Here is a 10883-nt window from a genome sequence, read left to right on the forward strand (position 1 = left end):
CATGTTGAGAATAACGGATGGTGAGGAGAAGATAACCCGGTCTGAATGGATAGGCTTTATGAATGAAATTCATAGGCCCGCTCCGGAATGTGTTGGACATTAAGCACGCGACAGGTCAGTTAACCTTTGCGCTGCCTGTAAATCTGCCAGGGTATCGATATCGTGAGTGATACCATAATCCGACAGGAAAATATCTTTAGCCTCTCCCCGAAGTCGTGCGCGTCTCACTATTTCTTTTGCCCCTGAATCACCAGAAAGGGCGAGTAATTCAGCACGGTGTTCCTGCCGGAATCCTACCGGATGGCCCGAATACTGCTGGTAGTGAGGCACCACGAGCGAATTTTCTTCAAGCTCTGCGGCGACGCGCTGCAATGATGATGGCTGAATTAAGGGCAGGTCGGCGGGCAGAATCAGCCATCCCGGGGCCTGAAGTGTGGCCTCAACGCCAAGCGCAATAGACTCACCCATGCCGCACGTTCCGCCTTCAGGGCAGACCAGATGCCCTCTCAGGTTTGCGGTTTCGACGGCTTCCAGCACATGTTCTAAAACCGGCTTGCCGTTGAGCAATGCGGCTAATTTATGGGTACTGCCTCCGGAGGCGAGAAAGCGCTCCCCACGCCCGGCCGCAAGGATCAGGACGACGGGGGCTGGCATGAGTCCTCCTCCTGATGGAGACGTACAGAGGCGACTTCTGCCAGTACGGAGAGTGCCAGAGTATGCGCATCCCGGGCTTTGGGGAATATCCCGACGGGTGCCTGGATTTGCGCTGTCTCCTCCCTGGACCATCCGAGCTCATGGAGTTTTTGCAGACGCAAAGTGTGGGTTCGATAGCTGCCCAATGCGCCGAGATAAAAGGGTTTCGCCTCGCGCGCGGCCTGCAACACCGGCAGCTCCCGGTTGAGATCGTGGCACAGCAAAATGACCGCCGTATCGGCATCAATCTGAGCGCTGGCTGAGGCCGGAAAAAGATCGAAGGTATGGCTGTCATAGCCTGTGGCTGCTGCAAGGCTCGCGGTTGCCTGCGCCTCAAGAGAACGTCCGTAAATCATCAGCCTGACGCATGGCCTGAACCCCACCTCAAAGCCATTGAGATCCCAGCCCGTTCGGGTTTGCGTGGGCAGGCACACCAGCGATTGTGCTTGCGGATCGTAGCGCAGACCCGCCGGTTTTCTCTGTTCCAGGCGGTTAAGCACGGCGAGCAGGGGCTGTGCCGAGCGCAGCTTATGGAGTGTCAGCGTGATCCCACCGCCGCAGGGCAAAACAATGTCGAACCACGGCGAACCTTCGCCATAGCGAATTTCGCGATCGCGGCCAGAGCCCATCACCTCCAGCGCTTCAAAAGCGGCAGCGGCCTCCACGCAGCCGCCGGAGACAAAACCGCAGTAGCGGCCATCTTCGCGTACCACCATCTGTGCTCCGAGCGGACGAGCCGCGCCGCCGCGTATCTCCACCAGCGTCACCAGCACCGCGGCTTTACCGGACATTAGCGCTTCTACGGCGAAGCGCAGAATGGCCCGGCGGTCATCGGTGAGAAACGCCTGTTCTGGCTTATGCCAGTGCTCGTCTTTGTCAAAAAGCGAGTATGACATTGTTCCTCCTTAAACCCCATCCGGCAGCTTATCGAGCAGCTTATCCAGGGTGATGGGATAATCGCGTACCCGAATGCCAGTGGCGTTGTACACCGCATTGGCGATAGCCGCGCTCACGCCGCACAGGCCCAGCTCACCGACGCCTTTGGCCTTCATCGGGGAGGATATGGGGTCGGTATCATCCAGGAAAATTACCTCCTGTTGCGGAATATCTGCATGGACCGGCACCTCATACCCCGCCATATCGTGATTAACGAAGTAGCCCAGACGGTCATCCACCGCCAGCTCCTCCATCAGTGCCGCGCCCATGCCCATGGTCATGGCGCCAATGACCTGGCTGCGTGCCGTTTTCGGATTCAGGATGCGTCCTGCTGCACACACCGCGAGCATACGCCGGACCCGAACTTCACCCGTCGCGCTATGCACGCCGACCTCCACAAAATGTCCGGCGAATGTCGACTGCTGGTACTCCTTGCTAAGGGTGCCGAACTCAATGCTCTCTTCCGCTGTCAGTCTGCGGTCGGACGCGGCCTCATGCAGCGTAGTGCTGCGAGCACCGCTGGTAATCTTGCCATCGGCAAACTGCGACTGCTCAGGATCAAACCCGACGACCGAGGCAATCATCTCGCGAAGCTTCACGCAGGCGGCGTAAACGCCGGAGGTGGAGGTATTCGCGCCCCATTGTCCGCCAGAACCCGCAGAAACCGGAAAGCTGGAATCGCCGAGATGAACCGCAACCTGTTCCAGCGGTACGCCAAGCATTTCCGCCGCAGTTTGGGCCAGTATGGTGTAACTGCCGGTACCAATGTCGGTCATGTCCGTTTCCACGGTAACGGTGCCGTTTTGCTCCAGGTGAACCCGCGCGCCTGATTTCTCCAGCAGATTATTGCGAAAGCCCGCCGCGACGCCGAGGCCAACCAGCCACTCCCCGTCGCGCACCTGCCCGGGTGTGGCGTTACGCTGTTTCCAGCCAAATTTATCCGCTCCGGTGCGCAAGCACTCGATGAGCTGACGGCGAGAGAAGCGGCGCGTCGGGTCGGCGGGGTCAACCTGAGTGTCATTCAGAATGCGAAACTCGACGGGATCGATGCCCGCTTTTTCCGCCAGTTCATCCATCGCGATTTCGAGCGCCATCAGACCGGGGGCTTCGCCGGGTGCACGCATGGCATTCCCTTCCGGCAAATCGAGTGTGGCGAGCCGCAGCCCGGTATGACGGTTTGCCCCTGCGTAGAGTAATTCGCTTTGCTGCACCGCTGTTTCCGGCGTGCCGCCGGGGAGGTTTCCGGACCAGCTTTCATGTGAGATAGCGGTGATTTTCCCGCTCTGGTCGGCACCGATACGCAGGTGCTGAAGGGTGGCGGGGCGGTGCGTGGTGTTATTGGGAATCGCGGGGCGGGGAAGCATCACTTTAACCGGGCGTTTCACCGCACGGGCGGCGAGGGCCGCCAGCAACGCATCGCTTCTCAGGAACAGCTTGCCGCCAAACCCACCGCCAATGTACGGGGAGATAATACGCACATTCTCCACGGGTACTTTCAACGTTTTGGCAAGATCGGTGCGGCACCAGTCAATCATTTGGTTTGAGGTCCAGAGGGTGAGCTTATTTCCATCCCAGACGGCCATCGAGGCATGAGGCTCCATCGCCATATGGCTCTGGTCAGGGGTGCTGTAAGTGGCATCAATCTTTACCGCCGCAGTGGAGAACGCGCCATCGAAGTCACCGACGTTTTTGTCGGGCGTTTTTTCCGGCGGCTGGCTGACAGCCGGTTTCTCATCTGCCAGGGAGTAAGCTCCTTTCTCTCGACGATAGTGCGCTTGTATCAGCGCGGCCGCCGCTCGCGCCTGTTCGAAAGTCTCGGCCACTACCAACGCAACGGCCTGATGGTAGTGCTCAATCGTGGGGCCGCCTAACAGTCTGGCGGTGTTTTTGTCGCCTTTGCCGAGTGCCCCGGCGTTACTGGCGGTGATGACAGCCAGTACGCCCGGCGCTTTTTGTGCAGCGTCCGTATCAAGGGCGGTGAGGCGTCCTTTGGCAATGGCGGAACCGACGATATAGCCATAGGCGGCGTTGGGGGCTTCTTCATGCCATTCGTAGGCGTAGTGTGCAGTGCCGGTGGTTTTCAGCGGTCCGTCGATGCGGTCATGGGGGCGACCGACAACCTTCAGTTGATCGATCGGGTTTTCCCCTGCGGGTTTATCAAATTTCATACCTGTGCCCTCGCTTCAGCCAATACGGAGGCAAGCGTTCGTTTCGCCAGCAGGAGTTTGAAGGTGTTTTCAGCAGTGGGATGGGCGCTGGAGAACAGAGCGTCATACACGGCCTGCGCGCCCTGAGACAGTTGAGCGTCCGCGGCCTCAACGCGCCAGGGCTTATGCGCGACTCCGCCCAGCGCGACGCGCCCGCTGCCGTCTGGCTGGATAATCGCTGCGACCGACACCAGGGCAAAGGCGTAGGAGGCGCGATCGCGCACCTTGCGGTAGACATGCTTTCCGCCGAGCGGCGGAGGTAACGTCACCGCAACGATAAGCTCACTGGGAAGCAGGGCGGTTTCAATGTGCGGGGTTTTCCCTGGTGGGCGATAAAAATCAGCCAGTGTGATACTGCGAGTCTTTCCCTCCGGCGTGATGGTTTCCACCACCGCATCCAGCAATCGCATCGCGACCGCCATATCGCTCGGATGGGTGGCAATGCAGGCTTCGCTTACGCCTACCACCGCGTGCTGACGGCTAAAGCCTTCAAGTGCCGCACAGCCGCTCCCGGGCAGACGTTTATTGCAGGGTTGGTTGGTATCGTAAAAATAGGGGCAGCGCGTGCGCTGGAGCAGATTACCGGCGGTGGTGGCCTGATTACGTAACTGGCCGGAAGCGCCAGCGAGCAGGGCGCGGGAGAGCACGGCATAATCCCGACGCACGCGCTCGTGAGCAGCCAAATCGGTGTTTCGCACCAGTGCGCCGATGCGCAGGCCGCCCGCGTCAGTTGCCTCAATCTTGTCCAGCCCAAGCCCGTTCACATCGATAAGGTGGGTGGGCGTTTCAATTTCCAGCTTCATCAGGTCCAGCAGATTGGTGCCGCCTGCAATAAATTTGGCGCCGGGAACCCGCGCAGCACTAAGCGCCGCTTCGCCCGGGGTGTTTACACGTTCATAGGTAAACGCCTTCATGATTTTATCTCCCCTGCAGCGTCCTCGATGGCGGCCAGGATGTTGGCGTATGCACCACAGCGACAGATGTTGCCGCTCATCCGCTCACGAATTTCATCGGCTGTCATTTCAGGCGCGGACACCAGGTCGAGGGTGACGTGGCTCGGAATGCCGTCCTGAATCTCTTTTAGCACCGCTACTGATGAGCAAATTTGCCCGGAGGTGCAGTAGCCGCACTGAAAGCCATCATGCTTAATAAAGGCGGCCTGCATCGGGTGGAGATGCTCTGGCGAACCCAGGCCTTCAATGGTGGTGATCTCTGCCCCCTGGTGCATGACGGCAAGCGTCAGGCAGGCATTGAGTCTGCGACCGTTGACCAGCACGGTACAGGCTCCGCATTGTCCGTGATCGCAACCTTTTTTGGTGCCGGTCAGATGCAGATTCTCGCGCAGTGCGTCCAGCAGCGTGGTTCGGGTATCAACGTCCAACTGCTCGGTTTTGCCGTTCACCTTAAGTGTCAGGGGCATTATCTCTGGCGCGGGTGTGGCAGCCGGAGCGCTTGCCGCAAGTGTAGAATGAGGATAAACAACGGCAGTTGCCGCTGTGGCGGCGCTCACTTTAATCAGATCGCGTCGGGTCAAACTAAAATCGTGCGGCTCGTGCTTCCCGACCCGATTATCTTCGGGGTATTCGCCTTGGTTGCTCATGCCAGGCCTCCGGTATTCGAAAGGGGAAAAAAAGAGTGTGCTGCGAGAATGCTGTTGCTTTTTTAAACGTTAAGCATAGTCGGCGAGAGCAGGGGGATTATTCTTAAAACACGAATGCAGCTATGAGCCCGGCTAATAAATTCATATTCGCCGGGAGGTTGATGATCATGATGCGAGCGAGTTTGTTGCTTTCGTTGTGAGCGCAATTGCTGCACTGGCAAGCGTGAACAGCGCAATTATCCAACCCATTGTCCACGGGGTGCCATCGCTGAACAGGGCAAGAAGAAGTGAAGAGATGATGCCGCTGCCGTATTGTAATGCACCCATTAGCGCCGACGCGGAGCCAGCCACATTAGGCACTGCGTCCAGAGCGCAAGCCGTGGAGGTTGCAGCGATGATGCCATTCATAGAGAAGAACACGAACACAGCGCCGACAATCACGGTAATGCCACCTACAATCTGTGATCCCGCTAACGTATTTGATCCCTGACGATCTTCGGCGATTTTTTAATCGTGATCTGCCTTGCAAATCTGGTTTGTTGTGCGAGAACTTTAATTTGTAATCGATTACTTTTGTTTTGAATTGTTTTTGTAATCGATTACTTGAGGGTGAAAACATGGTTTCCACAACAACACATGCTCCTGAAAACAGCGGCGTACGGCATCGGCTGTTGGTGCCGCGGCTGTCATTAATGATGTTTATGCAGTTCTTTATCTGGGGTAGTTGGTCGGTCACGTTGGGCCTGGTGATGAGTCATCACAATATGTCTTTGCTGATAGGAGATGCCTTCTCTGCAGGGCCAATAGCCTCTATCCTTTCGCCGTTTGTGCTGGGGATGCTGGTTGACCGTTTCTTCCCGTCGCAAAAGGTGATGGCAGTAATGCACTTGTTGGGCGCGGTGATCCTGTGGTTTGTGCCACAAGCGCTGGTGACTGAGAATGGCGCGCTGTTGATCGGCCTGCTGTTTGGTTACACCCTGTGTTACATGCCAACGCTGGCGCTTACCAACAATATTGCATTCCACAGTCTGAATAACATCGACAAAACCTTCCCGGTGGTACGCGTCTTCGGCACCATCGGCTGGATTATTGCCGGGATTTTTATCGGTGTGACCGGTATTTCGGACACGACCGGCATCTTTACGCTGGCAGCACTTTGCTCGGTGATACTGGCGGTCTACAGTCTGACGCTACCTCACACGCCAGCCCCAGCCAAAGGCCAGCCGTTAAAACTGCGCGATCTCTTTTGTGCCGACGCGTTTGCCCTGCTGAAAACCCGACATTTCCTGGTGTTCGCCCTCTGCGCCACTCTGATCTCCGTGCCGTTAGGTACCTACTACGCCTACACAGCCTCATTCCTGGCTGACGCGGGCGTGGGTGACGTCAGTACCGCAATGTCGTTTGGGCAGATGTCTGAAATCGTCTTTATGTTGATTATCCCGCTGCTGTTCCGTCGTCTGGGCGTGAAATACATGCTGCTAATCGGCATGTTGGCGTGGTTTGTGCGCTACATGTTCTTCGCGCTGGGCATCAATGAAGAAATGCGCTTCCTGCTCTATCTCGGCATTCTGTTGCACGGCGTATGCTACGACTTCTTCTTTGTGGTGGGCTTTATCTACACCGATCGCGTGGCAGGTGAGAAGGTAAAAGGTCAGGCACAGAGCATGGTGGTGATGTTCACTTACGGTATCGGCATGCTGCTGGGCTCGCAGATTTCTGGTGCGCTGTACAACCAATTGGTGGCCGGGCAAACCGTACCACAGGCCTGGGTGAGTTTCTGGTGGATCCCCGCGGTTGCCGCAGTCGTAATTGCTTTGATTTTCCTGGTCTCGTTTAAATACGACGATAAAGAACAGGCGTAATTTTTTTAAGGACGTAAGGGTATGAAAACCATAAAGGGGCCGGGGATTTTTCTGGCGCAGTTTATAGGCGGTCAACCGCCGTTTAATACGCTTGATGGGCTGGCACAATGGGCGGCAGAGCTGGGGTTTAAGGCGCTACAGCTGCCGTGCAATCATCCCGCCATTTTTAATCTTGAGCAGGCCGCCGCCAGCCAGACCTATTGCGATGATATTGCAGGACGGCTGGCAGAATACGGCCTGGTGATTAGCGAACTGTCGACTCACCTCGAAGGGCAGCTTGTCGCCGTGAATCCGGTCTATGACCAGGCTTTCGATGCTTTTGCGCCTGTAGCCGTTAAAGGCAACCCGGCGGCGCGTCAGCAGTGGGCGGTAGACAGCGTGAAGAAAGCCGCACAGGCTTCAGCGCGGCTGGGGCTTAAAGCCCATGCGACTTTTTCCGGGGCGCTGGCCTGGCCGTGGTTTTATCCGTGGCCACCGCATAACGCCGCGCTGTTGGATGACGCGTTTAACGAACTGGCTAAACGCTGGCGGCCGATTCTCGACTGCTTTGACGAGCACGGTGTTGACGTGTGCTATGAAATTCACCCCGGTGAAGATCTGCACGACGGCGTGACCTTTGAGCGTTTTCTGCACAAGGTTGATAACCACCCGCGTTGCCATATGCTGTATGATCCGAGCCATCTGCACCTCCAGCATATTGATTATCTGGCGTATCTCGATATTTACCACTCGCGTATTCAGGCATTTCACGTCAAGGATGCTGAGTTTCAAAGAAACGGGCGTAGCGGGGTCTACGGCGGCTATCAAAACTGGGCCGACCGCCCTGGACGCTTCCGCTCGCTCGGTGATGGCGACATTGATTTTAAAAAGATTTTCAGCAAGCTGACCCAGTATGATTTTGACGGCTGGGCGGTGATGGAGTGGGAATGTTGCCTGAAGGATGCGCAAGTTGGTGCGCGGGAAGGCAGTGAATTTATCCAGCGGCATATCATCCCCGTGTCCGCACGGGCGTTTGATGACTTCGCTGCAGGCAGGGAGGGTCGTGTATGATTCAGGTCGGCATTGTTGGCTCCGGGTTTATTGGCCCGGCGCATGTTGAAGCTTTGCGTCGGCTGGGATTTGTGGAAGTAGTGGCCCTGTGCGATGCGTCACTGGAACAGGCGCAAAACAAGGCGCGCCAGCTGAATATCCCTCATGCCTATGGCGATATTGATGCCTTGCTGGCGCATCCTGGAATACAGGTCGTGCATAACTGCACGCCAAACTTTCTGCACGCGCAGGTGAACCGCCAGATCCTCAAAGCAGGTAAACACGTGTTCTCGGAGAAACCGCTGTGCCTGACGCCGGAAGAGGCCAGAGAGCTGGAGCAACTGGCGCAGGCTGCGGGCGTGGTACACGGGGTCAGCTTTGTCTATCGCCAGTTTGCGATGGTGCAGCAGGCGGCGAGTATGATGCGCGACGGTAGCGTCGGGCGGCTCTTTTCGGCCTATGGCGGCTATCATCAGGACTGGATGCTGCTGGAAACCGACTTCAACTGGCGTGTGGATGCGCAGCAGGGCGGCGTGTCGCGTGCGGTAGCCGATATCGGCTCCCACTGGTGCGATACCGTCCAGTTCGTGACCGGGCGGCGTATTACTGAGGTGATGGCGGACCTCGCTATCGTCTGGCCTACACGTAAAGCCAGCGTTACCGCAGAAGCCACCTTTAGCGAGCATCGTCCTGACGCGCAGTATCAGAATATTCCGGTCACCACTGAAGATGCGGGTTCTGTCTTGTTCCGCTTTGACGATGGCAGCAAAGGCTGCTTTAGCGTTTCGCAGGTGAGCGCCGGGCGTAAGAACCGATTGCATTTTGATATCAACGCCAGCGCGAGCTCACTGTCGTGGGATCAGGAAACCCCGCAGCAATTATGGATTGGCAAACGCAGCCAGGCGAATCAGTTGCTAAGCGATGATCCGAGCTTACTCAATCGTGATATTAGCGGGCAGGCGCATTTCCCCGGTGGTCACAGCGAAGGCTGGCCGGACGCGTTTAAAAATATGATGCTCAATTTCTATAAGGCGGTTCACGCCGGGAAAATGCCGGATGCCCGTGAGCGTCGTTTTGCTTCATTCAGTGAAGGCGCGAACGTGATGTATATCATTGATGCCATAGTGAAAAGCCATCAACAGCGGTGTTGGGTCAGCGTTGAACAATAATCCTGTGCCCGGTATACCGGGCACGTTTTTATGATAGCCTGCACGTAAGCGTTAATTGCAGGGAATCGGGTAGTATGTCAATTCAGAAAATCGCCCAACTGGCGGGAGTCTCGGTCGCCACCGTATCGCGTGTGCTCAATAACAGTGAAACGGTGAAAGAGAAAAATCGCGAACGGGTGCTTAAGGCAATAAAAGAGAGCAATTATCAGCCGAACCTGTTGGCGCGTCAGCTCAGGACGGCGCGCAGCTCTATGATTTTGGTGATGGTGTCTAATATTGCTAACCCGTTTTGCGCCGAGGTGGTGAAAGGAATAGAGGAAGCCGCGGAGAAAAACGATTATCGCATTTTGCTGTGCCATTCCGGCTCCGATATTGGGCGTTCAAAATCGGGCCTGCGCTTACTGGCTGGTAAAATGGTGGATGGGATTATCACCATGGATGCCTTCGCCAATCTGCCGGAACTGACTACCGTCATTGGTGATGCGCCGTGGGTGCAGTGTGCTGAATATGCCGATGCGGGTGAGGTGTCTTGCGTTGGCATCAACGATATTGATGCTGCGGAACACGCTGTGGGTTATCTGGCGGCAATGGGGCGTCAACGGATTGCATTGATTAATCATGATCTCCGCTATAAATACGCCTTTCTGCGCGAGCAGGGATATAAATTGGTGCTGCAAAAGCAGAAGCTGGAGAGTTCGGCCATTGAGTATGCTAACGACCTGAGTGCGGCGGCAGGTAAGGCGGCGATGAAAAATCTGTTAGCGATGAACCCACGTCCGGATGCGGTGTTTGCCGTTTCCGATTCGCTGGCGGCCGGAGCCATGCGTGCCATTGAACAGGCTGGACTACGGGTGCCGGAAGATATTGCGGTAGTCGGTTTCGACGGCACGGAGCTTGCCGAGATGGTGTCGCCGCAGCTTACTACGGTCCAGCAACCGTCACGTGAAATCGGCGCCAAGGCCGTGGAACTGCTACTCAATAAGATTGAAAACCCGGATGTGCCCATGGAACGCGTGATGCTGGACTGGCGCTTTATTCCACGCGCCAGTGCCTGAGGCTACTTTTTTGGCTGCCATCGCGAATCTAAGCTATAAACTCGCCATCCAAACAGAAATACTCCCCGCACTGGATCCGCCAAGTAAGGACGAACGTTTTGCGTGCTTATAAATCCTTTGCATGCTCATGGTGTTGCCGGGATCCTTACTTTTTGATCTTGACCATGGCTGTCAATGAATAATACTGTATATAAATGGGTCTTCCCTTGTTATGGTGGCTGGGTGCATGATAACTGTAGTTTTTATCTCCAGAGATCATCATGGACGAGAAGTCACTCTATGCTCACATCCTGAATCTGTCCGCTCCGTGGCAGGTTACATCCCTTTCTCTT

9 protein-coding genes and 1 pseudogene are annotated in these 10883 nt (G+C 56.3%); 4 read left to right on the forward strand and 6 right to left on the reverse strand.

Annotated elements, in window-relative coordinates:
* Positions 1-99: 99 nt before the first annotated feature.
* The 6 genes and pseudogenes from ACRCWW_RS12460 to ACRCWW_RS12485 form a co-directional block, all read right to left on the reverse strand.
* A complete protein-coding gene (locus tag ACRCWW_RS12460; protein ID WP_438682689.1) occupies positions 100-654 on the reverse strand; it encodes a nucleotidyltransferase family protein in 555 nt (184 codons plus the stop codon).
* On the reverse strand, positions 633-1589 hold the full coding sequence (gene paoD, locus ACRCWW_RS12465) for a molybdenum cofactor insertion chaperone PaoD (RefSeq protein WP_438682690.1): 957 nt from the start codon (positions 1587-1589) through the stop codon (positions 633-635). The genes ACRCWW_RS12460 and paoD overlap by 22 nt, the downstream gene beginning before the upstream one ends.
* Positions 1590-1598: 9 nt before the next feature.
* On the reverse strand, positions 1599-3797 hold the full coding sequence (paoC, locus tag ACRCWW_RS12470) for an aldehyde oxidoreductase molybdenum-binding subunit PaoC (RefSeq protein ID WP_438682691.1): 2199 nt from the start codon (positions 3795-3797) through the stop codon (positions 1599-1601).
* Complete coding sequence (gene paoB / locus ACRCWW_RS12475) at positions 3794-4750, reverse strand: aldehyde oxidoreductase FAD-binding subunit PaoB (RefSeq protein ID WP_438682692.1); 957 nt, start codon at positions 4748-4750, stop codon at positions 3794-3796. The genes paoC and paoB overlap by 4 nt, the downstream gene beginning before the upstream one ends.
* Positions 4747-5436 (reverse strand): aldehyde dehydrogenase iron-sulfur subunit PaoA, encoded by a 690-nt coding sequence (gene paoA, locus ACRCWW_RS12480; protein ID WP_438682693.1) that lies wholly within the window; start codon positions 5434-5436, stop codon positions 4747-4749. The genes paoB and paoA overlap by 4 nt, the downstream gene beginning before the upstream one ends.
* Before the next feature lie 165 nt (positions 5437-5601).
* Positions 5602-5892: pseudogene (locus tag ACRCWW_RS12485) on the reverse strand (Bcr/CflA family drug resistance efflux transporter); the annotation flags it as partial.
* Positions 5893-6053: 161 nt separating this feature from the next.
* Here ACRCWW_RS12485 and ACRCWW_RS12490 point away from each other — a divergent pair.
* The 4 genes from ACRCWW_RS12490 to ACRCWW_RS12505 all read left to right on the forward strand — a co-directional run bounded on the left by ACRCWW_RS12490 (position 6054) and on the right by ACRCWW_RS12505 (position 10551).
* Positions 6054-7298, forward strand: coding sequence for an MFS transporter (locus ACRCWW_RS12490; RefSeq protein ID WP_438682694.1), 1245 nt, complete (start codon positions 6054-6056; stop codon positions 7296-7298).
* 21 nt (positions 7299-7319) lie between these two features.
* Positions 7320-8348 (forward strand): sugar phosphate isomerase/epimerase family protein, encoded by a 1029-nt coding sequence (locus ACRCWW_RS12495; RefSeq protein WP_438682695.1) that lies wholly within the window; start codon positions 7320-7322, stop codon positions 8346-8348.
* Positions 8345-9496 (forward strand): Gfo/Idh/MocA family protein, encoded by a 1152-nt coding sequence (locus ACRCWW_RS12500; RefSeq protein ID WP_438682696.1) that lies wholly within the window; start codon positions 8345-8347, stop codon positions 9494-9496. The genes ACRCWW_RS12495 and ACRCWW_RS12500 overlap by 4 nt, the downstream gene beginning before the upstream one ends.
* 74 nt (positions 9497-9570) lie before the next feature.
* Positions 9571-10551: a LacI family DNA-binding transcriptional regulator gene (locus ACRCWW_RS12505; protein WP_438682697.1), complete on the forward strand. Its 981-nt coding sequence runs from the start codon at positions 9571-9573 to the stop codon at positions 10549-10551.
* Positions 10552-10883: the final 332 nt, after the last annotated feature.

This window comes from Scandinavium sp. (assembly GCF_051650185.1).
Classification (GTDB): domain Bacteria; phylum Pseudomonadota; class Gammaproteobacteria; order Enterobacterales; family Enterobacteriaceae; genus Scandinavium.

Coding starts and splice junctions, on each gene's coding strand:
- ACRCWW_RS12460 (WP_438682689.1), bottom strand. CDS start 654: ATGCCAGCCCCCGTCGTCCTGATCCTTGCGGCCGGGCGTGGGGAGCGC.
- paoD (WP_438682690.1), bottom strand. CDS start 1,589: ATGTCATACTCGCTTTTTGACAAAGACGAGCACTGGCATAAGCCAGAA.
- paoC (WP_438682691.1), bottom strand. CDS start 3,797: ATGAAATTTGATAAACCCGCAGGGGAAAACCCGATCGATCAACTGAAG.
- paoB (WP_438682692.1), bottom strand. CDS start 4,750: ATGAAGGCGTTTACCTATGAACGTGTAAACACCCCGGGCGAAGCGGCG.
- paoA (WP_438682693.1), bottom strand. CDS start 5,436: ATGAGCAACCAAGGCGAATACCCCGAAGATAATCGGGTCGGGAAGCAC.
- ACRCWW_RS12490 (WP_438682694.1), top strand. CDS start 6,054: ATGGTTTCCACAACAACACATGCTCCTGAAAACAGCGGCGTACGGCAT.
- ACRCWW_RS12495 (WP_438682695.1), top strand. CDS start 7,320: ATGAAAACCATAAAGGGGCCGGGGATTTTTCTGGCGCAGTTTATAGGC.
- ACRCWW_RS12500 (WP_438682696.1), top strand. CDS start 8,345: ATGATTCAGGTCGGCATTGTTGGCTCCGGGTTTATTGGCCCGGCGCAT.
- ACRCWW_RS12505 (WP_438682697.1), top strand. CDS start 9,571: ATGTCAATTCAGAAAATCGCCCAACTGGCGGGAGTCTCGGTCGCCACC.